This window comes from Paenibacillus lactis (genome assembly GCF_017873605.1).
GTDB classification, from domain to species: Bacteria; Bacillota; Bacilli; order Paenibacillales; family Paenibacillaceae; genus Paenibacillus_AQ; species Paenibacillus_AQ lactis.
Genome location: NZ_JAGGKI010000001.1, coordinates 104,711 through 130,723, shown reverse-complemented (window position 1 = coordinate 130,723; position 26,013 = coordinate 104,711). Strand labels below are relative to the sequence as shown.

Annotated in this window: 23 protein-coding genes; all 23 read left to right on the top strand. The window is 43.7% G+C overall.

Annotated elements, in window-relative coordinates; genetic code table 11:
* The first annotated feature begins 1 nt into the window (after position 1).
* Positions 2-904, top strand: a complete 903-nt coding sequence (locus tag J2Z18_RS00485) for a ComFC family protein (RefSeq protein WP_007132310.1) — start codon at positions 2-4, stop codon at positions 902-904.
* A 122-nt stretch (positions 905-1,026) separates the two neighbouring features.
* Positions 1,027-1,437, top strand: coding sequence for a TIGR03826 family flagellar region protein (locus J2Z18_RS00480; RefSeq protein WP_007132309.1), 411 nt, complete (start codon positions 1,027-1,029; stop codon positions 1,435-1,437).
* An 86-nt stretch (positions 1,438-1,523) separates the two neighbouring features.
* Positions 1,524-1,820: a flagellar biosynthesis anti-sigma factor FlgM gene (gene flgM / locus J2Z18_RS00475; protein WP_007132308.1), complete on the top strand. Its 297-nt coding sequence runs from the start codon at positions 1,524-1,526 to the stop codon at positions 1,818-1,820.
* The gene (locus tag J2Z18_RS00470; RefSeq protein ID WP_007132307.1) at positions 1,817-2,317 is read left to right on the top strand and encodes a flagellar protein FlgN; all 501 of its coding nucleotides are present in this window, start codon (positions 1,817-1,819) and stop codon (positions 2,315-2,317) included. Before flgM ends, J2Z18_RS00470 begins: the two co-directional genes overlap by 4 nt.
* 19 nt (positions 2,318-2,336) lie before the next feature.
* Positions 2,337-3,908 (top strand): flagellar hook-associated protein FlgK, encoded by a 1,572-nt coding sequence (flgK, locus tag J2Z18_RS00465; RefSeq protein ID WP_007132306.1) that lies wholly within the window; start codon positions 2,337-2,339, stop codon positions 3,906-3,908.
* Positions 3,909-3,920: 12 nt separating this feature from the next.
* Entirely contained in the window at positions 3,921-4,814 is an 894-nt protein-coding gene (gene flgL / locus J2Z18_RS00460; protein ID WP_007132305.1) for a flagellar hook-associated protein FlgL, read from the top strand.
* A gap of 12 nt (positions 4,815-4,826) precedes the next feature.
* Complete coding sequence (locus J2Z18_RS00455; RefSeq protein WP_007132304.1) at positions 4,827-5,402, top strand: DUF6470 family protein; 576 nt, start codon at positions 4,827-4,829, stop codon at positions 5,400-5,402.
* A gap of 74 nt (positions 5,403-5,476) precedes the next feature.
* Entirely contained in the window at positions 5,477-5,941 is a 465-nt protein-coding gene (gene fliW / locus J2Z18_RS00450; RefSeq protein ID WP_007132303.1) for a flagellar assembly protein FliW, read from the top strand.
* 13 nt (positions 5,942-5,954) lie between these two features.
* Positions 5,955-6,155, top strand: coding sequence for a carbon storage regulator (locus tag J2Z18_RS00445; RefSeq protein WP_312889535.1), 201 nt, complete (start codon positions 5,955-5,957; stop codon positions 6,153-6,155).
* A gap of 169 nt (positions 6,156-6,324) precedes the next feature.
* Positions 6,325-7,152 (top strand): flagellin N-terminal helical domain-containing protein, encoded by an 828-nt coding sequence (locus J2Z18_RS00440; protein WP_007132301.1) that lies wholly within the window; start codon positions 6,325-6,327, stop codon positions 7,150-7,152.
* Positions 7,153-7,229: 77 nt separating this feature from the next.
* Positions 7,230-7,562, top strand: coding sequence for a flagellar protein FlaG (locus tag J2Z18_RS00435; RefSeq protein ID WP_007132300.1), 333 nt, complete (start codon positions 7,230-7,232; stop codon positions 7,560-7,562).
* 11 nt (positions 7,563-7,573) lie between these two features.
* Positions 7,574-9,073, top strand: coding sequence for a flagellar filament capping protein FliD (gene fliD / locus J2Z18_RS00430; RefSeq protein ID WP_007132299.1), 1,500 nt, complete (start codon positions 7,574-7,576; stop codon positions 9,071-9,073).
* Positions 9,074-9,118: 45 nt separating this feature from the next.
* Complete coding sequence (gene fliS, locus J2Z18_RS00425; RefSeq protein WP_007132298.1) at positions 9,119-9,502, top strand: flagellar export chaperone FliS; 384 nt, start codon at positions 9,119-9,121, stop codon at positions 9,500-9,502.
* A 3-nt stretch (positions 9,503-9,505) separates the two neighbouring features.
* Entirely contained in the window at positions 9,506-9,847 is a 342-nt protein-coding gene (locus J2Z18_RS00420) for a hypothetical protein (RefSeq protein ID WP_007132297.1), read from the top strand.
* A gap of 21 nt (positions 9,848-9,868) precedes the next feature.
* Entirely contained in the window at positions 9,869-14,107 is a 4,239-nt protein-coding gene (locus J2Z18_RS00415) for an IPT/TIG domain-containing protein (RefSeq protein WP_007132296.1), read from the top strand.
* 58 nt (positions 14,108-14,165) lie between these two features.
* Positions 14,166-15,269, top strand: a complete 1,104-nt coding sequence (locus J2Z18_RS00410; protein WP_007132295.1) for a tetratricopeptide repeat-containing glycosyltransferase family 2 protein — start codon at positions 14,166-14,168, stop codon at positions 15,267-15,269.
* A 44-nt stretch (positions 15,270-15,313) separates the two neighbouring features.
* Positions 15,314-17,197, top strand: coding sequence for a glycosyltransferase (locus J2Z18_RS00405; protein ID WP_167324134.1), 1,884 nt, complete (start codon positions 15,314-15,316; stop codon positions 17,195-17,197).
* Positions 17,198-17,200: 3 nt separating this feature from the next.
* On the top strand, positions 17,201-18,940 hold the full coding sequence (locus J2Z18_RS00400) for a glycosyltransferase family 4 protein (RefSeq protein ID WP_007132293.1): 1,740 nt from the start codon (positions 17,201-17,203) through the stop codon (positions 18,938-18,940).
* A gap of 19 nt (positions 18,941-18,959) precedes the next feature.
* Entirely contained in the window at positions 18,960-19,616 is a 657-nt protein-coding gene (locus tag J2Z18_RS00395; RefSeq protein WP_007132292.1) for a class I SAM-dependent methyltransferase, read from the top strand.
* 15 nt (positions 19,617-19,631) lie between these two features.
* Entirely contained in the window at positions 19,632-21,050 is a 1,419-nt protein-coding gene (locus J2Z18_RS00390; RefSeq protein ID WP_007132291.1) for a glycosyltransferase family 4 protein, read from the top strand.
* 236 nt (positions 21,051-21,286) lie between these two features.
* Positions 21,287-21,484, top strand: coding sequence for a cold-shock protein (locus J2Z18_RS00385; RefSeq protein ID WP_007132290.1), 198 nt, complete (start codon positions 21,287-21,289; stop codon positions 21,482-21,484).
* 394 nt (positions 21,485-21,878) lie between these two features.
* Positions 21,879-22,442 carry a ribosome hibernation-promoting factor, HPF/YfiA family gene (gene hpf / locus J2Z18_RS00380; protein WP_007132289.1) on the top strand — a complete coding sequence of 188 codons (564 nt, stop codon included), beginning with the start codon at positions 21,879-21,881 and terminating at the stop codon, positions 22,440-22,442.
* Between the two features lie 695 nt (positions 22,443-23,137).
* A complete protein-coding gene (gene secA, locus J2Z18_RS00375; protein ID WP_210093988.1) occupies positions 23,138-25,651 on the top strand; it encodes a preprotein translocase subunit SecA in 2,514 nt (837 codons plus the stop codon).
* The last annotated feature ends 362 nt before the right edge of the window (positions 25,652-26,013 follow it).

Sequence of the window (26,013 nt, the reverse complement as noted above, 5' to 3'; positions counted from 1 at the left end):
CATGAACCGATTTTTTTGGAAGGAGACGATCGATGTGATTTTGCACTCCCTCAAACAGATTCTGGATAAGGCTCACGGCTTTTTGGGCACGGCTGCACAGATTTGCTTTGCCTGCGGGAAGAACGCTCCATTAAACCGGGAGTTCGCCGGCATATGCGATGCCTGTGCCAGAGCGATTCCTTGGATCGTCCGTCCCCGCTGCTTGGCCTGCGGGAGGGCGATCGGGTGTCCGGATTGCAGCCGTACAGGGCCGAACGAACGGGCTTTTGTCCTGAATCGGAGCGCGGTTATGTATAATGGGCTGATGCGCGAATGGCTGGCCCAATACAAATATCGGGGAAATGAACGGTATGCCGGTTTGTTGGCGGGAATGCTGGCCCGGGCTTATGCGCTTATGGAGCGGGAGCTCAGCCCTGAGGGACGTAATCGTCATCTTCGGGTCGGGCAGATGAGCCGCTGGATGGTCCATGCCGTAACTTCGGTTCCGGTCAGCGATGTCCGGCTTCGGGAACGGGGGTTTAATCAGGCAGAGGTGATGGCAACGGAACTCGCCCGGCAGATAAAGGTGCCGTATCTTCGCCTGCTTCAGCGGAAAAGGCATACCGATAAGCAGAGCTTTAAAACCCGAATGGATCGAATGAGGGATATGGAGGACGCATTTGTTACGCGCCCGCATGCAATCGAGCTTTTGTCTCGGGCTCTCGCAGCAGCTTCAGCGGAGAAGCGGATGAACATGGTCCTGGACAGGAGCAATGATGCGCTGCTTCCACTTCGCGTTTTGTTAATCGATGATATTTATACTACCGGGAGCACGGTCCACGCCTGCGCGGAGGCGTTGCGAAAACATGAAAAAGCCCTGGGTCAACCGATAGAAGTTTATTGCTTAACTTGGGCCCGATCTTAAGAGGTTAGAATGGAGCGCATGGGAAATCTCATGATTTCTATATTCGGAAGATAGACGTAAGGCCTGATATCATGTAATCTAGGGGTATCAAAGGTTCTAGATAAGCATGGAGGTCGTTTAGCATGAATCTGGGGAATTGCCCTCGGTGCGGCAGATTGTATGCATTGAATTTTCGGGATATGTGTTCGGAATGCTTGAAAGAGATTGAGAAGGAATACGAGAAATGCGCTACTTTTTTGCGGGAGCAGAAAGGCGCGACGATCCATGAAGTATCAGAGGCGACAGAGGTTTCGATCCGCCAGATTACCCGGTTTATCAGGGAAGGCCGGATATCGATTGCCAATGCGCCCAACATGGCTTATCCGTGCGAGGTATGCGGCACGCTGATCCGTGAGAGCAATATGTGCGAGTCCTGCAGGACAAGACTGACGCGGGAGCTTCGTCAAGCGGCTGAGACCGACCAGGAACATCAGCCCGGGTCCGGCAAAGGAAAAGAGACTTATCGCGCAGTCGATAAACTGCGTAAATACTAACTTTTGAACTATTAACTATGCTCCATTTCGTACCGATAAACTTAGTAAAGCTTATCGGTTTTTTATTTTAAGTGAGGTGATTGAACGTGAAGATTAACGAATCGGGACGCGTGAACGGCGTCAATTCGTATCAACGGAATATAGAATCTCGGGAGCTACAGCATATCGATAAGAAGAAACGCAAGAAAGACGAAGTATCGATTTCACCGGAGGCGATGGAACTGAGCGCACAAAGCAAGGTACAGGATCCGGAGCGCGCAAAGAAAATCCAGCGCTTGAAGGAAGCCGTATCTAACGGCACCTATGAAGTGCCGGCAGACCGTCTTGTAGATAAATTGCTCCCGTATTTTCAAACCTACAATAAATCGGGTGAATCCAAGTGAGTGCAAGATCCATTATTGATTATATGAAGCGTCAGGACGAGCTGCACCGGCAGCTGATCGAGGCGGGGAATGATAAGAAGCAAGCCATTATAGCGAACGATGTGGAACGCCTGGCAGCAGTCATGAACAGGGAGAACCGCCTGCTGAAGCAGGTGGCGGAAACGGAAGCGCTGCGACAAGGCGCTGCAGAGGATTTTTTGCGCGAGAAGGGCATCCGCTCCCAGCTTCAGCTGACGGTTACTGAAATGACTCGTCTTGTATTTAACCCGGATGAGAAGACGGAGCTGCTGGATGTACAACGTCAATTAATGGACAGGCTGACGGAGCTTAAGGAATTGAATCAGATCAACCGGGAACTGATTGAACAGTCCCTTGCATTTATAGACTACAGCCTGAATCTGCTGGTCAGCCGTCCAGAAGATGACATGCTATATCAGAATCCGAACCAGCCGAGTACGGCAGGCAAAGTCCGAAGCATGTTTGATACCAGGGCATAAGAAGAAAGGAATAGGTACGATGAGATCTACATTTCATTTGCTCGAAATCGGAAAACGGGGCTTGATTGCCCAGCAGGCTGCGATTAACACGGCCGGCCATAACGTAACGAATGCGAATACCCCTGGTTATTCCCGGCAGACGACACGTCTGGTTGCATCTAACCCGATTGCCTTTCCGGGAATGCAGCGCTCGCAGGCAGCGGGCCAGCTCGGTATGGGCGTGGAAGCTGAGAGCATCCGGCGGGTACGCGATTATCTACTGGATATTGAATATCGGAATCAAAACACGAATTTGTCAACATGGAACGTTCAGCAGGAGACGCTTTCGAATATCGAGGGGATTTTCAACGAACCTTCGGAGAGCAGTTTAAGCGCAAGCGTTGCAGAGTTCTGGACTGCATGGCAGACGCTGAGCAAAAATCCGAGCGATACGGATTTATCGGCCCGCATGGCCGTTCAGCAGAAAGCGATCGCATTGACGGAGACGTTTAACCACATATACTCCCAACTGGATACGCTTCGAAACAATTTGACTTCCCGCATCGACACCAAGGTGGAGGAAGCTAACAATTATATCGATCAGATTGCGGAGCTGACGCGAAGCATTAAACGGATCGAGGGTCTTGGCGACAACGCGAATGACCTGAGAGATAAGCGGGACTTACTGGTCGATCAGCTCTCCGTTCTCGGTAATGTCAGCGTGACCGAAACGGGCGATGTGTATCAGGTGACGTTCGGAAACCAGGTCGTAGTTGATGATATGGCGTCGACCCCGGTAACCGCAGCGATTGCTACTACGTTAACGGGCGGTGAGATTGCCGGCTACGTTACGTCCCGCGATGTTCATGTTGAAACGTACATCAACCAGCTTAACATTATGGCAAATACGCTCGCGACCGGAAAAGTGGAAGTAACACTTCCGGCAGGCACGATTCTGCCTCCAGGTGTCTCGATCCCGAATGCGGTGATGGATCCAACCAATCCGCGCAAGCTGGCCCAAGACACGAAGCATACGGTGGATGGTCTCAACGGACTGCATAAGCTGGGTTATACATTGAATGAACCGGCAACCGCAGGGACGGATTTCTTCGTGTCGGCAGACGGCGGACCGATTACAGCGGGGAACATGAGATTAAGCACCACCATTCAAGCGGATTTGAAAAATATCGCAGCGTCCCTACGGACGGAGATGAAGACAAACCCGGACGGCAGTACGGCCGAAGTCGTTCTAAAGGGAAATGGCGGTATGGCCTTATTGATCGCCGGCTTGTCGGAACGCACATTCAGCTTTAACCCGAACAACAATAACGGCGGCGTAACGGATGTTACAAGTTTTGAAGGATATTTGCAGTCGGTCATTTCCAAATTAGGTACGGACAGCAGTAACGCTAAGAAAATGGTGGAGAACGGGGGATTGCTTGTAGAGCACGCCGACACGCTCCGTATGTCGATCAGCAGCGTCTCGCTTGATGAAGAAATGTCCGATCTTATTCGCTTCCAGCATGCTTATAGCGCGTCCGCGCGCGTTGTTACGACAATCGACGAGATGCTGGATAAATTAATCAACAGCACCGGCATCGTCGGCAGATAGGAGGAATGAACGATGCGGATAACGCAATCCATGATGACTAGCACCATGATGAGCGGCCTGCAGGGTAACTATAAACGCCTGGACAAATACCAGGAGCAGATGATGACCCAGCGCCGGATCAATCGTCCTTCCGACGATCCGGTTGGCGTAGCTAGCGCTCTGCAATACCGCAGCCAAATTACTGCGACAACTCAGTTTGAGCAAAATGCGGATGACGCAGATGCTTGGCTCAAGTACGGAGATACGGTTTTGACTGAGGTTACGCAGATTGTTCAGAGGTTATCGGAGTTAGCCGTTCAAGGTGGAACGGATACAGTACCGAAAGATGCACGAGAAAATATAGCAGCTGAAGTAGAGCAGCTCTATCAACAGCTGATATCTCTTGGGAATTCCCAATTTAAAGGGAAGTATATCTTTAACGGAGAACGGACCGATCAGAAACCATTTCCGGATGACCCGATTGCAACGGCTTATAAGCTAGACGACGGTGAAGTAAGGTATCAGGTTGGTGCGGGGATTACTGTCTCTGTTAATACGCTCGGAGAGCAAGTATTCGGTGCTCACGGTGACCCATCCGGTATATTTACCGTCGTGGATAACCTGAAAAAGGCCCTGCTCGCAGATGATACGGCTGGCATTCAGAATGCTATCCCGGCTTTGCAAAAAAACTTGGAGACAACCATTACGGCCCAGGCCGAAATGGGAGGAAAGCAGAATCGGTTGGAGTTTACACTCAGTCGGCTAGGCGATTTGAATATTAACTATATGGATCTCCAGTCTAAGGTGGAGGACGCCGATATTTCCAAGGTCATTATTGACCTGAAAACATCGGAAAGTATTTATCAGGCATCACTGGATACGATGGCCCGGATTATTCGTCCGAGCTTAATGGACTTCCTAAGATAAGGGGGAATACCAATGAATATTCCCCGTATTCAGATTCAGCAAGGATATTCAATAATCGGTCTTGAAATAACCAAGGGGCAACAAAGCATCGAGCAGCCAAGACCATCACTTAACATGAAGCAGCAGCGCGGTCAACTTGAGATGGAGAGGACTAGTCCTGTATTAGAGATTGATTCGAGAAAGGCTTGGTCTGCACTCGGCAAGGCCCGATTCGAGGAGATGACGGATCGTGTGTCGCAATCTTCTCTTCAAATCTCCATGCATAATATCGCAGATATTGCCCGTAACGGGGATCGAATGATGGCTTTTCATGAAGGCGGCAACGCATTTGCAGAGATTGCAAGGGACAGCGTATTTGGAGATCGGCCGAGAGTTGAGGTTACGGGGGAGCCGGGGTACGACAATGTGGATGTTACTTATATACCGGGCCAAGTGCATACAAATTACACGCCGGGCGGAATTACCTTTAATCCCGAGACCCATAAGCCGATCATTGATTACTATCCCGGCAAGGTCAATCCGTATTTGGTTCATCAAAATTTTATATTTATGTCTGCGACGGGCAAACAGCTGGATGCAGTTGTCTGACGACAGGTATACAATAGCTATAATGGACAGGTGTCATTATAGCTATTGTTGTTAGAAAGGGAGGATCGGAAGGCATGATTGTTAATACCAAGAGATTTGGGCCTATCCAAATCGATGAAGAACAATTAATAACCTTTATAGGACCTATACTAGGCTTTAATGACTTGCATAACTACGTGATCATTCAATCTGAGGGTAATCAACATCCGTTCGAATTTTTGCAATCCATTGAGGATGAAAATTTGACGTTTATCGTGACGGACCCGTTTGCTTTTTTCAAGGAGTATGAATTTCAACTGGACCCTCATTGGATTGAAGCTTTGGGGGTGCAAAGCGAGGAGGAGGTTCAGGTGATGGTGATCGTAACCGTCCGTTCTGCTGAAGATATTACCTGTAACTTAAAGGCTCCGATCGTACTGAACAAAGCCAGAAACATCGCTGCCCAGATCATTTTGGATCATGGAAACTATACAACCAAACAACCGCTGTTGGGAGGGAAGAAAGGAGAGGGGTCTGATGTTAATCCTGTCGCGAAATAAGGGGCAAAAAATTATGATCAATGATAATATCGTCCTCTCCGTCATTGAAATCAACGGAGATCAGGTCCGGATCGGTATCGATGCGCCTTCGAATGTTACGATTTATCGAGAAGAAATTTATGAGGCAATTAAACAGCAGAATCAGCATGCTATAGAGTTTAACACAGACATCCAGAATATTTTAAATCAAGTAGCAGCACAAAAAAGGGAATAAAAAATCTATTAAAAAATATCAATATGCTATAAACATTGAGGTTAAAACGCCGATAAATATAATAGTTGGTCGAAAGACGTAGCAGTGACGGCCGAACGCTATGGTCTCGATCACAAATGGGTGAAGCATGGATGCGAATCACCAACACATTCCAAGGAGGAATTTTATCATGCGTATTAACCACAATATCAGCTCTTACAACACGCAACGCCAATTGTCTTTCAACAACACACAACAAGGCAAATCTCTGGAGAAATTGTCTTCCGGTTACAGAATCAACCGTGCAGCTGACGATGCTGCTGGTCTGGCAATCTCCGAGAAAATGCGCAATCAGATCCGTGGTTTGGAGCAAGCTTCCAAGAATGCTTTGGACGGTATTTCCCTGATCCAAACAGCTGAAGGTGCACTGAACGAGACTCATGCGATGCTGCAACGTATGGCTGAGTTGTATGTACAGGGTGCGAACGAAGTATTGACAACAACAGATGCTGCTAAAATCGACTCGGAAATTGCTCAACTTACTGAGCAAATTGGTTCGATTGCTTCGCAAACTCAATTCAACACTAAAAAATTGCTTGATGGCTCTACAAGCTCCGTGATTTTCCAAGTGGGTGCTAACGGCGGAGAAACGATCACTCTTGATCTGCAAGCTGCTCTTGCAACTTCTTTGGATATTGCCGGTCTGACTGACTTGCAAGGATCTGCAGAAATGAACTCGACAGCTGCTGCAAACTTGGCTTCCGTTCAAGCTGCTATTAACTCGGTTTCTGCGATTCGTTCTGACCTCGGTGCTGTTCAAAACCGTTTGGAACACACGATCAATAACCTCGGAACGACTTCCGAGAATCTGCAAGCTGCTGAATCTCGTATTCGTGACGTTGATATGGCAAAAGAAATGTCCGAATTCACGAAGAACAATATTCTTCAGCAAGCTGCAACAGCGATGTTGGCTCAAGCGAATCAACAGCCTCAAGGCGTTCTGCAATTGCTTCGTTAATCTTTACATTAAGCCGGCCGGGAAACCGGTCGGCTTTTTTACTATAGAACCATTTTTGATGTGAACTGGAGGCTCTAATGAAGGTTGGACCGAACTCTTCATTTCCATTCCAGGTCCCTGGGATAAATGATAATCTTACCTCCGCAATTTCAAGTCAATCAGAGCAGGTAAGCGGCAAGAACAAGGAAGAATATACAGTTCCTGAGCTTATGGATAAATTAAACAAGAAGCTATCTGATATGGGGACCCATATTCAGGTGAAGTTGCATGAGAAGACGAATACCATTATGGTTACTGTCGTTGAAAATGAAACTAATAAAGTTATTCGCGAAATTCCGCCGGAGAAACTATTAGATATGGTGTATAACATGTGTCTTCAAGTTGGAGTGTTCGTGGACGAGAAAATGTAGGGAGGTGCGTTATGGCGGGGATAAATGGACCTATAAGGATAACGGGCTTTAGCGGTACACTTGATACGGACTCATTGATTAAGGACTTAATGAGAGCCGAACGAATGCCGTTGGACAAGGTATTGAAACAGAAACAGTACACACTTTGGAAACGGGAAGACTATCGATCAATGAATACTGCTTTGTTATCCTTTCGAAGTGCTGTAGATGGATTGCGTTTTGAATCTAATTTTGAAACCGTAAAGGCTACTTCTTCGAATACCGGCGTACTGGACATTATATCAGGAGGGGCTAATCCGAGTACAAGTACAATATCGGTGACTAAATTGGCTTCTTCAGCGACGATTGTCGGGAATAAAGTCTCCCAATCCTCTTCGGATCCGGTCACAACAGGTGGGACTGTTACCATCACAGGGGCGAGCGGTTCGGCTAATATTACCATTACGGCGGGTACCTCGACTTTGGATTCTATTGTAAAAGATATTAATAATAACTCGAAAACGACGGGCGTTAAAGCAAGTTTTGATCAAAGCTCTGGCGTACTGTATCTGAGTTCTACGACAACGGGTTCTTCCTCGAAAATTGAGATAACCCCGCAGGGAACAACAAACGCTTTAGCGCAAGTGTTTAACCTAGACGCTGCTCAACTTTCTAAAACGGGTGAGGACGCGGAGTATACCGTGAATGGAAGTAATGTAATTAAGTCTAGCACCAATAATGTTTCGATCAATGGGGTTCAAGTAACTCTCCGGGGAAGCGGACAAGCAACAATAAGTGCCACTACTGACCGATCCGGGATTGCAGATAAAATCAAAAATTTCGTTGAAAAATACAATGAAATTGTTGATTTGTTTTCAACCGCTGCAACAACGAAAAAAAATCGCGATTATGAGCCTCTAACTTCTGAAGAAAAAAGCAGTTTGTCCGAAAAGGAAATTGAATTGTGGGAGAATAAGGCGCGTGCCGGAACGCTGTACAATGACAATCTACTCACGGGTACACTTTCATCTCTTCGATCGGCTTTAAATTTGCCGCTAGATACACCGACCGGGGATCAATTGAAAATGTTATCTCAGATTGGTATCACTGTAAAAAAGGATTATAGAGAGAACGGTAAGCTGGAGATTGATGAAGCAAAACTTCAAGACGCGATAAACAACCGTTTTGATGAAGTGAAGCAACTATTTACACAATCTTCGGATACACCCGCGGATACCCCGGAAAACATCAAGAAAAGAAGGCAAGAGCTGGGGTTTGCTGATAGACTTTATGAGGAAGTTACGGCCCAGCTTAATAAATTTACTAAAAAAATTGGTAGCGGATCTATTGAAGCTATTGACGACAGTGTACTTGGTCGAGAGTTAAAGCAGTTAGGCGACAAGGAATCCGATTTGGAACGAAAATTAAAGGATATTGAAACTCGGTATTACAAAAAATTTGCCGCTATGGAGCAGGCCATTCAGAAAATGAACTCACAAAGCTCATGGCTAGTTTCACAACTCGGCGGTTGATTTGAACTCTAAGCCCAATTAAAAAGAACTATGGAGAGATTGGACATGCAAAATGCACAACAACTGCAATACTTGAAAGTTCAGGTTGAAACGGCGAGTCCGGGAGAGTTGACTCTTTTGCTATATCAGGAAACGGTAAGGTCATTACTGAAGGCAAAGCAGCTATACGCCCAAGGCAACTATGAAAGAATGGTCGAAGTATTGCACAAGGTGAGGAGCATTTTTAACGAATTGATTATAACGTTGGATCTGCAGTATGAAATTTCTCAAAACTTAAAGGAGTTATACCTCTTCTACAATAACTATTTAGCTCAATTTATCATAAATAGAGATGAGACGTTGTTGGATGAGACTCTTGATTTTGCTAAAGGGATGCTTGAGACATGGAAACAAGCGGTTCTCTTAGTGAAGAGCGGGAAAGGGAATTAGAGGATGGTTAGTTCGAAAGAATCCCAGTCGCTTGAAGATCGTCTTATACATTTGTATAAAGAGGTATTAAGAGAACCGAAATTTGAAAATTATGAGGCAAATGCCGGTGAAATTGATGCTCTCTTTTCGCAACTGCAACAGCGGGGGAACATACAGCATGACCGAGGGAAATTGATCGAGATCAAAACGTTGCATGAACAAATCGTTAGCATGATTCTATCAGAAAAAGAGGGCTTAGGTGAGGAATTTACTAAGTTTAATAGAAAGAAAAATGCATCCAGTCAATACGGAAAAGTATCCGATTATGAAAGAATGGATGCTTTTTTCGTGGATTATAAAAAGTGAAGAAAAAAGGAGGCTCGCTAAATGAAATGGTCATTGGCCAAGTATATTTACATACTTTTGGCAGCAGTACTAATTTGGACGCAATTTCCCATTAGTTCACAAGCTGCGGGATATCCAGAGGCTGTTAAGGTTACTAAAACAGTAAATCCCACTGAAATCCTCGAGGGTGGTGAAACAGACGTCCAACTTAATGTAACAGGCTCTGGGGACACAAGTTTTGTGAAACCAAATGATGTTATACTTATTATTGACCGCTCCGGTAGTATGCTGCCAAGTAACAATAATGGCGAAGATAAAATGGCTAACGCTAAAGCTGCCGCAAAAGGGTTTATAGACTTGGTGGATTTTTCGAAACACCGAATCGGAATCGTTGATTTTGCTAGCGATGTTAAGTTTAAGGATCTTTCTAACAATCCGGATGAATTAAAAAGCTACATCGACGGTATTCGTGCTAGCGGAGGAACAAATACAACAAGCGCTATTGCTAAATCGCGGGAGCTTTTAAGCAATCATCGACCAGATGCCCAACCGGTTATACTTCTTTTGACTGACGGGGAAGCAACAGAGCCTGCCCCTGTGGAAAATGCCCGGTTAAAAGCCTTGGAGCAAGCAAACTTAGCTAAAAGTGAAGAAATTGTATTTTATACGATTGCCTTATTAAAAGTAAATGAAAATCCAGATTCAAGCGCTCCAAACCAGTTAATGAAAGAAATGGCTACAACAGCTCACCATCATCATTTTGTATTGGGATCGGTTGGACTTGCAGAGATATATGAAGCCATTGTTGATGAGATAGGGGTAGCCAGTGCTTACGATGTAACTGTAACCGATAGTGTAGGTTCAGAATTTGAAATTGTCCCAGATTCTTATTCTCATAATATTCCTCAACCTGTAGTCAACGGAAATACTATCACATTCAAATTTAATGAATTAAAAGAACAAACGTTGACTTTGACCTACAAAATTCGCCATAAAACTGGTGGGAAAACGGGGAATATTTCCACTGGAGCAGAAGATATAAATGTAACTTACAAGGATTACGCCGGAGCCCCACATCAGTTTAGTGTTCCGCATCCTTCCATTAAAGTATCGTATCCTGCCCCTGAGATCACTTCAGTTGTAAAGGATAGAGGGTTAATCGACGGTGGGGAGAGTGTAGTTATTTCTGGTCAGCATTTTAGGCCAAATCCAACAGTTGTGTTTGGATCAAATTCAGCAACAAATATTCAATATATCGATTCGACCCAACTGATTGTTACGGCTCCAAAAGGTGTCCAAGGTGATACTACGATTAAAGTAACAAATGCGGATGGGCAGTTTGCGACAGCGGGTTACAAGTACGTTGCTAATCCGGTTCTGACCTCCATTACCCCGAATATCGGTCCATTAGCGGGCGGAACTAGAGTCGTAATAACCGGGGACTTTTTCCTTCCAGGAGCTGAAATTAAGTTTGGTGATCAAGCAGGAACGGTAGTCTCTACAACATCGAAGCAAATAGTGGTCAATACGCCTCCATCTGCTTCGGTTCAAACCGTAGATGTGACAATAACAAATCCAGATGAAACGGTTGTAACTGCGGATCAGGCGTTTTCTTATGTGCCTGGACCTAAAGTCGAAAGCTTATCCCCAAATCAAGGACTAACGCTAGGGAATGAAAGTGTAGCAATATACGGTAACCATTTTATTAATGGGGCAAAAGTTTATTTTAACAACACATTGATTACCTCTGAGTTTGTTTCGGATACTGAAATTTCAGTCACAACCCCTAGTTGGGCCAAAGCGGAATCCGTCAAGGTGAAGGTTGTAAATCCTGATGGTCAAGAAGCGGTATTGGATTACGGGTATCAATATGTTTATCCTAAGCCGGTAATTGAAAGTGTTTCACCTGACAAAGGTGAAGTAACCGGGAACCTCACGCTTGATATTAGAGGCGAGTATTTTCAGAATGGTGCAAAGGTTTATTTTGACGACATACAGCTACAAAATGTTATTTTCTATAGTGGAAATCAACTGAAAGTAAGAACTCCACAGTGGCAGAACGCAGATACGGTTGATGTAAAGGTAGTAAATCCTGATGGACAAGAAGATGCTATAGTTGATGCATTCACTTATGTTCTCCCGGCTCCACCAGAGATCAATGGTTTAACTCCAGTTGAAGGGCCTCAAAGCGGAGGAACTTTGGTAAAAGTAACGGGCTCTAATTTAATTGGAATTACCGAACTATATTTGGATTCTGTAAGAGTTGATATTAAATCTAATAGTGGTACGGAATTAACGTTTACTACTCCAAAATCGAATATCCCAGGTAAAGTAGATGTTAAAGTTGTAGATAAATTCGGTAGAGAATCTACATTACCACAAGCCTTTGAATACTTGAGTCCGCCGCCTCCGCCTACCCCTACTATAAGTAGCGTGACTCCAAATGAAGGAACTATGCAAGGTGGGTATATCGTTACGATAAAAGGTACTAATTTTGAAGGTACTTCGTCGGTGTTTATAAATAACGTTAAAGCAGCGACTCTATTTTACAGCAGCACTGAACTACGTGCCACTGTTCCGGCATCTAGTATAAGTGGAGTGGTTGATGTAAAGGTATTGAATACAAGCGGTGAAGAAGCTATTGCACCTAAAGCTTTTACTTATTTAGCCCCACCACCTAAGGCAGCTCCAACAATCACATCTGTAACTCCAAATGAGGGAGCAATGCAAGGTGGATATATTATTAGAATTTATGGAACTAATTTTGACTCAACCGCAAAGCTTTATTTAGACGATGTGCTTGTCCAATCAACATACTATTCTAGCACAGAGATAAGATTGACTGTCCCAGCATCGTCAATTTCAAAAAGCGTGGACATCAAAGTTGTCAATGCTGATGGACAGGAGTACGTTGCTGCTGATGCGTTTACTTATTTGGCTCCGCCACCACCTCCTGCTCCGACAATAACATCAGTGACTCCCAAAGAGGGTAACCTTGACGGAGGCTATTTTATTGTCGTAAAAGGATCCAATTATACTAGCTCCTCAGTTATTCATATGGATAACCAGCCGGTCCAAACAATTTATTATTCAGGGGGCGAGCTAAGAGGAAGGGTTCCTGCATCGACAACAGAAAAAACAGTGGATGTTGCGGTGGTCAATTCTGAAAATCAGTCAGCAGTCGCTTCTGCTGCATTTTCTTATGTTGCACCACCTCCCCCGCCTGGACCAACGCTATCTTCTCTTTCCCCTGATAGTGGCGTTATGACAGGAGGATATTATAGTTACGTTAATGGAACGAACTTTAATGCCGGTACAAAAGTTTACTTTAATGATGCTCTAGTCAATTCAACGTTTTACTCAACGTCACAAATAAGGGTGGTCGTTCCAGCTAGCACTACCGCTGGACCTGTAACTGTTAAAGTTGTGAATACCGATGGACAAGAAGCTTCACTTGCCAACGGATTTACCTATCTGTTACCCCCTCCGCCGACGGTAACGCAGATTACCCCGAATTCTGGAGATATGTCAGGAGGGTACTACATTGTAATTAAAGGAACTAACTTTAACTCAACATCGACAGTTTATATTAATCATGTCGCCGCACAGACACTCTTTTACTCCGCTAATGAGTTAAGAGCAAGAGTTCCTCAAACATCTCAGTCTGGACCTGTTGATGTACGAGTATTAAACGGTGATGGTCAAGAGGTGACGGTAACTAACGGGTTTGGTTACAATAGTCCACCACCACCACCAGCCCCTGTTATTTCATCCATTTCCCCTTCTCAAGGGGCAATGACAGGAGGCTATTACATTATTATTAAAGGATCGAATTTTGATGCTAGCACAAAAGTATGGATCAACAACACTGAGGTACAGACAATATTCTATAGCGTAAGTGAAGTTCGAGGTCGAGTTCCGGCTTCGAGTACAAGCGGGTCTGTCGATGTAAGAGTTGTTAATAAAGATGGTCAATTTGCTGAAAAAATAGGTGGCTTCACTTATGAGGCTCCTCCAAAGAAGCCGGCACCAACAATCACGAGTGTGACTCCTAATTCTGGTCCACTAGCTGGAGGATCCTTTATTTCCATTAAAGGAACAAATTTTGAATCCGCAACGAAGGTGTATATAAACAACATCAATGTACAAACTTTATTCTATTCAACTGGGGAGGTAAGGGCACGAGTACCAGCCAGCTCAATTACTGGTCCGGTGGATATTAAAGTTGAAAACAGCGACGGTCAGTTTGTATTACTGGTAGGCGGGTATTCGTACCAATGATATTCTTTTTATCTCTAGGAGTAGGCGTTTTGCCTGCTCCTTCTTTACTGGAGGAGTTATGGATACTATTGGCTTATCATTATGCATGATTGTAAAGAATGAATCAGAACTACTAGAAAAAGCGATAAATACAGCAAAACCATTTGTTAACGAAATTATTGTTGTTGATACAGGATCCACGGATCAAACACCCGAGATTGCTCGTAAATTAGGCGCTATAGTGGCAAATAGAGAATGGAATGGCAGTTTCTCAGATGCAAGAAATTTTTCCCTCGATCTAGCAAGTCAGCCATTCATATTTGTAATGGACGCTGATGAGATCATAGTAAATGGAAGTCTCAGTGCCATCCAAGAACGATACAAATATATCCAGGAACATAAGGGATCTGCTGGTTCAGTCACAATTGTTAGTGAGACTGTCTCCGGGGATATTTCCTCATCTTCAGTCACAAGACTATTTCCAAGAGATAGACGGTATAGATACACTGGTAAAATTCATGAGCAATTGACGTATTCAGGAAATTTGATCGATCGAGTAATAGATACCGGGATTATTTTGAGCCATTCTGGGTATAGTGCACAGGTAATATCAAAAAAAAATAAGTATGAGCGTAACCTACAACTTCTACTAAGCGAACTCAGTACAGATTCTGATACTAGCTACAATTTGTTTCAGATCGGTAGAACTTATTATGTTATGAAAGACTATGTTCAAGCGGAACATTTTTTATATAGATCTATAGAAGCTGAATTAAGGAGTATGAGAAGAAATTTCTTAAGTTCGGCGTTGCTTACATTGGGATATTGCAATATTAAACTGCAGAAATTTGATGAGCTTAAAAATATTTTTAACTTAGGGATTGAATTATTCCCCGATTTTACCGATTTATACTTTATGTATGGAGTTGGCTTAATTGAATCAAAAAACATCAATTCATTTGAATTAATACCTGATGTTTTCGAAAAATGTATTAATATTGGGGAAGCTCCAACTTTTAAATATGAAACTGTTAAGGGTGTGGGCTCATTTAAGGCCCATTTCAATTTGGGGCTTTATTATGAGTTAACTAGGCAATTAGATAAAGCTGAATTCCACTATCGATTAAGTTACAAGGACAGTTACCAACCTGCTTTCGAAAGACTGCAGAAGATATTGCACTAAGAGAGGATTTTGGAGTCATGAATATGAGTTCGGTGTCATTGTGTATGATTGTAAAAGATGAAGAGGGTTGCCTTGAACGTTGCCTTCAAAGTGTCTCGGGAATTGTAAGGGAAATTATTATTGTCGACACTGGATCAACGGATAGAACAAAGGAAATAGCCAGGAGATTTACTAATCACGTCTACGATTTTAATTGGGTAGATGATTTTTCAGCAGCTAGAAATTATGCACTGAATTTTGCGACTTCAGACTATATTCTTCACCTTGATGCAGATGAAGTATTAGAGGATCCTGAAGGTGAGCTTCAGCGAAAGTTAGATAAAGACCTTTACTATATCCGGATAAAGAATGATCTCGGTTCAGGATTATATCTAACACATCAATTTATTAGATTATTCCGAAATACCCCTGAAATACGTTACCAAGGAGCCCTGCATGAACAAGTTCTTCCAACCGGCAATGAGCAGACAGGCTTTCTCTCTACAGTTATTTTACACGAGGGATATAAAAAACATATTGTTAACAACAAGCAAAAAACACAACGAAACTTAAATATACTGTTAAAAGAAATTAGGGAAAAACCAACGGCATTTAATTATTACAACTTAGGAATGCAGTATCTCATAGATAAGAGATATTCAGAAGCACTAAACTCACTTAAGAAGTCCTATTCGTTGGGAAGCCATTATGCGTTTTCACCTAAGGTAGTTCTGGATATTATGAAATGTTTACACGCTCTGGGACAATACGCTGATGCGATTAGGGTAGGTAAAGATGCAGTTAATCTTTATGAGAATGTTCCAGATTTTTGGTATCAAATGGGTCTTACTTATACCGAATGGGGATTACTAAAGGACGCAGAGTTGTGTTTACAAAAATGCTTAGAGATAGGGGAGGAGAACGCTAGTAAGCTGGTCCAACACTATGATGGAACAGGCTCCTATTTGGCGCAGGCTAAACTGGCAGAAATCAGTGTAATGCTTGGTAATCCAAAGGATGCACAAAATTATATTTTACTAGCGGTCAAGGCTTCTCCCAATACGTTGGCCTTGTTTGATATATTCCTTTCAATTTTCCCTATTGTAGACCGAAGGGATCTATTTCAAACAATAAGTAGTATTTGGCCTTTTTCAAAAGAACGATATGTTGAGCTAATAAGTTATCTGTACAGTCAGAGAAAGCCTCTTCTAAAAGAATTCATAACTTTTTTTAACTTGGAACTATTATTCCCGGTCTCTGTGTTTGTTTACTTAGTTGAAGGGAAATATGATAAAGCTGTTACAGAATTATTAAATAACAGAGAGCAAAGAAACACTGATCCGTTTTTGGTGAACAATGTCGTATTTTTAGCTTTAACAACTGACAATAAAGAATTAATAAATGTGTTCAAAGATGAGCTACCGTTATCCTTAAAAGAAATTAAGTGGTTAAGAGACTTAGTAGGGAATAAAACCGTTAACGAGGTTCCTTCTGGGAAAGCCATTCTATCGATTTGGAACCAACTGGTTAAAGATGCTATATTCTTGAATAAATATGACCTGCTAGATCTTTTAATAAACGCTACTAATGATCCTCAATTGAGACTGCTAATTGCTGAGCAATTACAATCATTCGGGTTTGACGATTTAGTACTAGAAGTACTTGTGGAGAGCAACAGCCAGAGGCTTAATCGAGAGATTTTCATAACAGCTTCAAAGTCGTTAAGTAAACTTGGGGCTTGGGATGATGCTTTGTATTATTTAAAAAAGGCAGAGAAATTAAGAACAGACTTTCCCGTATTATTTGAACAATGGAAGATATATAGTGCTTATAACAAAGAGGAAGAAATCAATGTTCTTCAATTGATGGTAAATAAGTTTCCTGATTCGAAATGGGCTAAACAGACGATAGAGATGCAATTAGGTAAGAGTGAGATGGTAAGGAGATAAGAGATGATAGCTACACTAAGAAATAAAGAACTTTTAGCCAGAGTTTCTAGGCTTCCATTGGCTAAACCACAAATCCTTGAGCGTTCTGGAAATGGTGAAGTCCGGAAAAACCCAAAAATCTCGTTTGTTATGACACATGTAAGTGTCTGCGGTGGAGTTAAAATTATTCTAGAGCATGCAAACCGATTAAACAAGCAAGGATGGGATGTTTGTATCATTTCTCATTTTCCCAAACCTGATTGGTATCCGATTACGGCAGATTATAAGCAAGTACCTTTTGGTATTGACCTAGCTCAAGGTATTCCGATGTGTGATGTTATTATTGCAACATATTGGGATCATATACAGGCTTGTATAGAGACTGGTATTGCTCCTGTTGTTTATTTCGAACAAGGAGATGAACATCTATTTCATCCTGAGCGTTTATCTGATGAATTGAGGACTTTTGTAGAAACTCAAATGAAATTACCTAAATTCATTATGACAGTATCAAACCAAGCGTCTTCGTTAATAAAACAAAATTTCGGCAGAGAATCCGTAGTTATCCCAAATGCTATAAATCATAGTATTTTTAAACCTAGGGAAGACATGGAGGGTGTTGCTTCTAAAGAAAAGTATATTCTTATGATGGGGAACGAGGATCTTAGCTTTAAGGGTATCCATAATATAGTTAAAGCTTTTGAAAAAGTTAAGGCAGTTTATCCGGATCTTAAACTGTTCTGGATTAATCCCAAAATGCCAAGTTTAGAGTGGGGTAACCTAGCAGATGAAGTCTTTGTAAACCCATCTCAAGAAGTAATAGCAGCGTTATTTCGGGATGCTCTTGTATATGTTTCAGCTTCAGAGTATGAATCATTTTCGCTTCCTGTCTTAGAGGCCATGGCAACGGGCTGCCCGGTAATTTCAACACGTAATAGTGGTGTCTTAGAATATGGAGAGCATGAAAAAAATCTCATCTTAACTCAAATCGGTGATCTTGAAGAACTTATAACAAAAATAATACTGGTGATAGAAAGTCCTTCTCTTAGAAGAAGACTTTCTTTTAATGGCATGAAGACCGCAAAAAAATATAACTGGGATAAAGTAACCCTGGATCTTATGAATTATCTACAGCTAGTTTCAACTTACAATGTAAGAAAGTCGTGTACAACAGATTGGGAAATTATGATTGATGAACAGAGATTCTTTACTGATGAAGACTTACAAAAATTCAGAAGCGCATTGAATATTGTCTCCGACGATACTATTTACGTACCTGTTATTTACAATTGGCTTGAGGGCCATCCAATAGCAAGGTGGGAGGTAGCCGCGAGAAGAGTGGCAAGAAATAATGATAGTTTTATTAAAGTGTACTCTCTTTTATCAAATGATAAAGTCTCTTTAGACTCGATATATTTAGGTGAAGGAATTGGGCTAGTTACAGAACAAGAGTATGAAAAAGCCTTGCAATATTTTGTAAAAACATATCCAGATGTTGAAGAATCATGGAAACTAATTTGTACAAAGTGGATAGTTCTATGTTTGATAGAGTTGGAAAGAGATAAAGAAGCCTCGCAGATTCTTGTGGATAGCCATAAATTGTACCCTTACGCTGTGGATCTCCATTATCTTAACTTGCAAATAAATCTACTGAATGGTAACGAGAATGTATCAAACTTAAAAAAACTAATACGTTTTATAGGAGAAGGATTAGACCAACATGAATGGTTTTTTGATTTATACAAAAAGGTAGAAAACTATTAATCTGAAGGTGGATTTAACAATGATGAATCATTTTGATGAAAAGTACTACAGCGGAAATAGTAATTATACGTCTTACCAATATGATACTCGGTTTATCCAATGGTCTTACGATATAAAAAAATATTTAAATCCAAAAACCTTATTAGATGTTGGGTGTGCAAAAGGATATCTAGTCCGATCGTTAAGATTGCTTGGCGTTGATGCGAAGGGAGTCGATATAAGTAGTTATGCCATTGAAAATGCTGATGAATACGCAATAGGCCATGTTGTTTGCTCAAGTGCAACAAAAATCCCATTCGAAGGAAAATTCGACCTTGTTATAGCTTTTGACATTTTGGAGCATATACCAGAACCAGAAGTTTTTGAAGCTATAGATGAGTTATCTCGATTAGGGAATACTGTGTTTCTTAAAATGCCACATTTTTATGATCCTTGGGACTTGGATGAAACGCATGTAACTTTGTATCCTAAATCATGGTGGTATGAACAATTTGCGAATAGAGGATTTGATGTCATAGAAGACCATGAGATATTAAGTAGGTTTAATTATATGGGTGGGATGTTATTTTCCAAGGTTCAACTAAACCGGACTTTTTCCGAACCGGTTGTGTCGGAATTAGCCTCACAAGAAGAAAGAAACTATTTTGAGAAATGTAAACACATTGATATTTTCTAGGTGAGGAGATAAATAATGAATATTTGGATAGCGGCTTTGGATGCACACGGAAAAGGCGGAATAACAACTCACATAAGTGCATTAACCAAACAATTAATCGAAATGGGTCATAGTGTTGAATGGATAACTCCCGGAGGTGAAATTACAGAGCATATATCTAATATAGTAATCAATACCAATCGGCAACTTTTTAATAAATACCCCAATAATTTGTCGGTCGATGTGATTGAAACATGGGCTGTTCGTTTAGAAATGAATTTAAGATTAAAGTTGGGTGAATCAAAACCTGACATTATTCATTGCCAGGACGTTATCGCATATAATCGAATTAAAGTCATTGCTGAAAAGTGGGGCATACCCATTCTATTAACAATTCATGGACATATTCCGGAGGAAGAGGTAATCAATGGTCACATTGAGAATAATTCGCTGGAATATAAGTATTGGAGAAAAAGTGAATGGTTTGCACTGAAGGAAGTTGGGACAGTCGTAAGTGTCGGAGAAGGACTGTTGAAATACTTGAAAATGATAAACAAAGACGCTAATGTGGTTAATATTCCGAATTTCTTGCACCACTCATTTTCTGATGTGAAAATATCCGATGTAAGATCACAATTAGGTATTGATCATGACCAATTCCTTATTTTCTGTCCAAGCCGTTATGAATATATCAAGGGCATTGACTATTTGTTGGATGCAGTAGCGGCATTGCCCAACGAATATTCATTGTTACTTATCGATAATGGTCAAACGGGATTGAAAGAAAGCGTGGCCAATCGTCAGCTAAACAATAGAGTTAAAATTATTGAACCGGTAGATAACCAATTAATGTCCTCTTTATATAATGCATCGGACTTATGTGCTATTCCTTCTATTCAAATTGGCGTGAAAACAGAAACGTCATCGTACACAGCGATTGAAGCCATGTTAATGGGAGTCCCTGTTATTGCTAGTGATGTCGGTGGCCTTAGTGAGGTTGTTAGTAGTTGGGGGAAGCTTGTTCCGATGCAAGACAGCGTTGCTCTAGAAAAGGGTATTATAGAAATGCTAGGGTCTAGGGATAGGAATCTCCACTATAAAAAACTTGCCGCTGAGAGAGCTGCAAATTTTGAGGCAAGCAAAATAGTACCGGAAATTGTCGAGTTGTACGAGTCCACAATTACTCAGTATGCTCCCACACACGTCACACCATTTATTCTCTATGGTTTTAGTGCAAAAGTACTTCAGATGATTTTTTTGACTATTCTTGATGAGGTTGAGGAAATAAAGGAAATTACAGACTTTGCAAAAGTAAGATTTGGTGTAAGTTACCGTCAATCATTACTAAATTCATATGGAATAATTATTGATTTGCTGGCTGAGAATTACTCAGATATATATGAGGCTGGTTTAAGAGTGAAGTCAATTCTACAAGAATATATAGAAAAGAGATAAGAAACTATTTTATGCTAATGCCTGTTTCACCCCCTCCCCTGCTGGGTAATTATCGATAAAGCAATTTTCCGCAGTACCCCCGAGCTCAGTGTTTAAGCCATGTCGACAAGATTAGACGTTTTCTTCAGCAGAAAACCGTCTTCAGGGCGATTGACACTAGTAAGGCCGGGTGCTATAGTCGGAAATGTGGACAATTAGTGTCACACTTTATTTGACAATGAAGGGAATGTTAGGGCATGCAAGGTAAAGTTAAATGGTTCAACGCAGAGAAAGGTTATGGCTTCATTGAGACTGAAGAAGGCGGCGACGTTTTCGTACACTTCTCCGCGATTCAATCTGAAGGCTTTAAGACGCTGGAAGAAGGACAATCCGTTGAATTCGAAATCGTTGAAGGTGCACGTGGCCCGCAAGCAGCTAACGTAATCAAATTATAATCATCCCGGCATAGCCGACCTACATAAACGGTATCGATGGTTAAGAATTGAATTCGCTAGCGAGGAGACTCCGGTAAATCCGGGGTCTTTTTCTTTTTGCGGGTAGCTGTTTGGTTCTTTGATGGCTTCAGAAGCGGCTATCCCTTCTGAACCGCGGACTTAACGTTGGGTGATGTGCGTTACATGGCGGTGGCCAGCTTAATGTCCTTTACCCGTGTTTAAATTCGATGAGAGGATGAGGATCTAGTCCCTAAAGGTCATTGAAACGGTCTTTTCTTATCCCGCAATGGAGTTCGCCATTGTTGCTCGAATATTTGTGCCGAAATTCACATATTTGTCTTTTTACACAGCGTTAACAAAATGGTATACTAAAGGTGCAAAGGAGGAGTGCCCTATGCAATTCAGTATTCGAGGTCAACAAATTGAAGTGACCGATGCTTTGAAGGACTATGTTGACAAGAAACTCAGCAGGCTTGATAAGTATTTTGAAGCACCCCCCACCTCTGAAGGATACGTTACATTGAGTGTCGTTCGAGGATTGCACACAGTGGAAGTGACCATTCCGCTCACAGGCGTGGTTCTGCGTGCGGAAGACCGAAGCGATGATATGTACGCTTCCATTGACGCTGTTGTGGACAAGTTGGAACGCCAGATTCGCAAGCACAAGACCAAGCTGAACCGAAAGATTAGGCAAGAGGGCGGCTTGAAGACGCTCGTTGCCGGGAACGGCGCAGCTACGGCGACTCAGACGGAAGTCGAGCAGGACGAGTATGAGGATCATTATGAAGTGGTCCGCACGAAGCGCTTCACGATGAAGCCGATGGACGTTGAGGAAGCGATTCTGCAGATGAACATGGTTGGTCATAATTTCTTCGTATTTTCCAACATTGACACACAGGAAGTAAATGTCGTCTACAAGCGCAATGACGGCAAGTACGGATTGATCGAGCGCGAGTAAGGCAAGGACGCGGGTCCCTGGGGCCAGCGGATGTTTACCTTGCAGCGACCGGAACGAATCATACTGAAAACGAATGAAACCTTTAAGCTGAAATGAACATGCAAGATGAGCCTTCACCCGCGGGTGGGGCTCTTTATTTGGTTGGAGGCCGTTCAGGGCTAAATAGGAGCCCTCTTTTTGTCGATAATATTGGATGGCTTTGTTTCGAAATCTGGCTGCGTTTAACGAATATATTTGTGGTTTAGTTACTAAATGGGCGCATGGTGCTTGGCCTTAAGTATGCTTGGATTTAGCTGTTGGTTCTTGCCTGTCACTTCGAATTTTCAAATATACAGATGTCCTGGTTCGCAGGGTCAATGCTAACGCCCTTCGAATCAAGCAGGATCGGGTCGATGCCATCTGTCATCGGGTCATAAGGTACTGGGTAAATGCTCCACGCAACTTTTATGCGTGCTGCTTCGTCTTATAAAGCAGGGATTCGCGCCAGACGAATGCGGGCAGCAGAAGCAGCAACTTGTTGCGGCATCCCTTACAAACTGTTACAATTTAGGCAAACCCTCATTCTCTGGGACAGGCTGTGAACCCTGCCAGGAATGGGACCATCATAAGGAATCAATGAATCGATTTCATCATTTAACCCTTTGGCATTTAATGAAGTTGATTCTATCACTTGTTTTGCACGAAAGGGGTTAACCATGCTAGGACTTGTCAAAAAGATTTTCGGCGACACCAATGAACGTGATGTCAAACGTCTCATGAAGACGGTCGATGTAATCAACAAAATGGAACCGGAATTTGAGGCGCTCTCAGACGAGCAGCTTAAAGCGAAAACCGAAGAGTTCCGTGCGCGGATCGAGAAAGGTGAGACGCCTGAGGAGTTGCTTCCTGAAGCGTTTGCGACAGTCCGCGAGGCTTCCAAACGGGTGCTCGGCAAGCGTCATTACGACGTGCAGCTGGTCGGCGGGATGGCCCTCCACGAAGGTAAAATTGCAGAAATGAAGACCGGTGAAGGTAAGACGCTTGTAGGTACCCTGCCGGTATACTTGAATGCCCTGCTTGGCAAAGGAGTTCACGTGGTTACCGTCAACGATTACTTGGCGCAGCGTGACAGCGAAGAGATGGGGCAGATATATAATTTCCTGGGCATGACCGTCGGGCTCAACCTGAGCGGCATGGAGCATCCGGAGAAACAGCATGCTTACGCCTGCGACATTACTTACGGAACGAACAATGAGTTCGGTTTCGACTACTTGCGGGACAACATGGTGCTGTACAAGGAACAGATGGTTCAGCGTCCGCTGTACTTCTGTATCATTGACGAAGTGGACTCCATCCTGATCGACGAAGCGCGTACGCCGCTGATTATTTCGGGTCAGGCGCAGAAATCCACCGAGCTGTACTATGCAGCTGACCGGTTCGTGAAGCGTCTCGTTCCGGAAGAGGACTACACGGTGGACATCAAGGTCAAATCCGTATCCCTTACGGAAAAAGGTGTGGCTACCGCAGAGCGTATCTTCGGTATCGACAACCTGTATGACCACAACCATGTCACGTTGAACCACCATATTGTGCAGGCACTGAAGGCCAATGTCATCATGCGCCGTGACGTTGACTACGTCGTGACGGACGATGAAGTGGTTATCGTCGACGAGTTTACGGGCCGCCTGATGGCCGGACGCCGTTATAGCGACGGTCTGCACCAGGCGATCGAAGCAAAGGAAGGCATCGAGGTACAGAACGAGAGCATGACGCTCGCGACCATCACCTTCCAGAACTATTTCCGGATGTACCGCAAGCTGGCGGGCATGACCGGTACGGCGAAGACAGAGGAAGAGGAGTTCAAGAAGATCTACGGTCTTGAAGTGCTTCAAATTCCGACGAACCGGCCGAACCAGCGGATTGATATGCCGGACGTGGTCTACAAGAGTGAGGAAGGCAAGTTCAGAGCGGTCGTGAACGAGATCGTTGAGCGCCATAAGAAAAATCAGCCGGTGCTCGTCGGTACCGTTTCGATCGAGAACTCTGAGCGACTGTCTGAAATGCTGAAGCGCAAAGGGGTTCAGCATAAAGTTCTGAACGCGAAATACCATGCTGAGGAAGCGGAGATCATCTCGCGCGCAGGCCAGCCGGGTTCCGTTACCATCGCCACCAATATGGCGGGACGCGGTACGGATATCTTGCTGGGTGATGGCGTGCGAGAGATCGGCGGTCTGCATATTATCGGTACCGAGCGCCATGAATCGCGCCGGATCGATAACCAGCTGCGCGGTCGTGCCGGCCGTCAGGGCGACCCGGGTTCTACGCAGTTCTATCTGTCCCTGGGCGATGAGCTGATGAAGCGTTTCGGTACGGACAACGTGCTGAACATGATGGAACGCCTTGGCTTTGAAGAGGACCAGCCGATCGAGAGCAAGATGATCACCCGTGCGGTCGAATCCGCCCAGAAGCGGGTAGAAGGCAATAACTTCGATATGCGTAAGGTCGTCCTCCAGTATGACGACGTAATGAACCAACAGCGCGAAATCATTTACAAGCAGCGCCGGGAGATTCTGGAGTCCGAGGATATCAAACAGATCGTTGTTGATATGATCAAGCCGGTCATTGAGCGGGTTGTAGAGGCTCATTGCAGCGATGATATTCCGGAGAACTGGGATCTGCAGGACGTTGCCGATTACATCAACAGCAAGCTGCTGGACGAAGGTGCGGTTACGCGCGAAGATCTCTGGGGCAAGGAAGCCCAAGAGATTACCGATTATCTCTTCGAGCGTGTCATGCAGAAGTACGACGAGCGCGAGCAGGCGATCGGTCCGGAAATGGTACGCGAGTTCGAGAAGGTTATCGTGCTCCGCGCGGTAGACAGCAAGTGGATGGATCATATCGACGCGATGGATCAATTGCGTCAGGGTATCCACCTCCGTGCGTACGGCGGTACCGATCCGCTTCGTGAATACCAGTTCGAAGGCTTTGAAATGTTTAACGCCATGATTGCGACGATCCAAGAGGAAGTCGCCACGTATATCATGAAAGCTCAAATCGCCACGAACCAGGAGCGCCAAGCGGTAGTGGACGAGAACAAGGTATCCACGAACAGCAGCAGCGAGCCTGCCGAGAAGCGTCCGGTTCAGGTCGGTGAACAGATCGGCCGCAACGATCCTTGCCCATGCGGCAGCGGCAAGAAATTCAAGCACTGCCATGGGCAGAACGCGTAACATTCGATATAGGACGAATTAAAGAGCGGGTAGCAGGACAAGGGAGTAAAATGATTTCGAAGAAGCGGCAGCGGTCGCCTTTGTGATCGGATTTCAACCTATGAATTCATTTGATCAAGAAATCCGAGAGCAACAGTGATCGTAGGAACATTTTACGTACTTGTCCCACATCCCGGTATAGTCAATCTTAAAGAATGGTAACTGCATATCATGCCGGACTTGTCGATGGACCGGCAATCATTGAACTCCCTTAAGAGCTGCTTGGGCAGTCGGGGTGGTGGCTAAGGCCATGACTCCAAAGCCCCGGCAGCGATTAAGGGAGTTTATCTGAACGTATCGACATCCCGGTTGAGAGCACGGCA

Bases quoted from the DNA above. Each gene is read 5' to 3' on its own strand.
- J2Z18_RS00390 (WP_007132291.1), top strand. From the start codon at position 19,632: ATGAATATTTGGATAGCGGCTTTGGATGCACACGGAAAAGGCGGAATA.
- J2Z18_RS00385 (WP_007132290.1), top strand. From the start codon at position 21,287: ATGCAAGGTAAAGTTAAATGGTTCAACGCAGAGAAAGGTTATGGCTTC.
- J2Z18_RS00480 (WP_007132309.1), top strand. From the start codon at position 1,027: ATGAATCTGGGGAATTGCCCTCGGTGCGGCAGATTGTATGCATTGAAT.
- fliW (WP_007132303.1), top strand. From the start codon at position 5,477: ATGATTGTTAATACCAAGAGATTTGGGCCTATCCAAATCGATGAAGAA.
- J2Z18_RS00405 (WP_167324134.1), top strand. From the start codon at position 15,314: ATGATTGTAAAAGATGAAGAGGGTTGCCTTGAACGTTGCCTTCAAAGT.
- J2Z18_RS00395 (WP_007132292.1), top strand. From the start codon at position 18,960: ATGATGAATCATTTTGATGAAAAGTACTACAGCGGAAATAGTAATTAT.
- J2Z18_RS00435 (WP_007132300.1), top strand. From the start codon at position 7,230: ATGAAGGTTGGACCGAACTCTTCATTTCCATTCCAGGTCCCTGGGATA.
- fliS (WP_007132298.1), top strand. From the start codon at position 9,119: ATGCAAAATGCACAACAACTGCAATACTTGAAAGTTCAGGTTGAAACG.
- J2Z18_RS00415 (WP_007132296.1), top strand. From the start codon at position 9,869: ATGAAATGGTCATTGGCCAAGTATATTTACATACTTTTGGCAGCAGTA.
- J2Z18_RS00400 (WP_007132293.1), top strand. From the start codon at position 17,201: ATGATAGCTACACTAAGAAATAAAGAACTTTTAGCCAGAGTTTCTAGG.
- fliD (WP_007132299.1), top strand. From the start codon at position 7,574: ATGGCGGGGATAAATGGACCTATAAGGATAACGGGCTTTAGCGGTACA.
- J2Z18_RS00485 (WP_007132310.1), top strand. From the start codon at position 2: ATGAACCGATTTTTTTGGAAGGAGACGATCGATGTGATTTTGCACTCC.
- J2Z18_RS00410 (WP_007132295.1), top strand. From the start codon at position 14,166: ATGGATACTATTGGCTTATCATTATGCATGATTGTAAAGAATGAATCA.
- J2Z18_RS00440 (WP_007132301.1), top strand. From the start codon at position 6,325: ATGCGTATTAACCACAATATCAGCTCTTACAACACGCAACGCCAATTG.
- J2Z18_RS00420 (WP_007132297.1), top strand. From the start codon at position 9,506: ATGGTTAGTTCGAAAGAATCCCAGTCGCTTGAAGATCGTCTTATACAT.
- flgK (WP_007132306.1), top strand. From the start codon at position 2,337: ATGAGATCTACATTTCATTTGCTCGAAATCGGAAAACGGGGCTTGATT.
- hpf (WP_007132289.1), top strand. From the start codon at position 21,879: ATGCAATTCAGTATTCGAGGTCAACAAATTGAAGTGACCGATGCTTTG.
- secA (WP_210093988.1), top strand. From the start codon at position 23,138: ATGCTAGGACTTGTCAAAAAGATTTTCGGCGACACCAATGAACGTGAT.
- J2Z18_RS00455 (WP_007132304.1), top strand. From the start codon at position 4,827: ATGAATATTCCCCGTATTCAGATTCAGCAAGGATATTCAATAATCGGT.
- flgL (WP_007132305.1), top strand. From the start codon at position 3,921: ATGCGGATAACGCAATCCATGATGACTAGCACCATGATGAGCGGCCTG.
- J2Z18_RS00445 (WP_312889535.1), top strand. From the start codon at position 5,955: ATGATCAATGATAATATCGTCCTCTCCGTCATTGAAATCAACGGAGAT.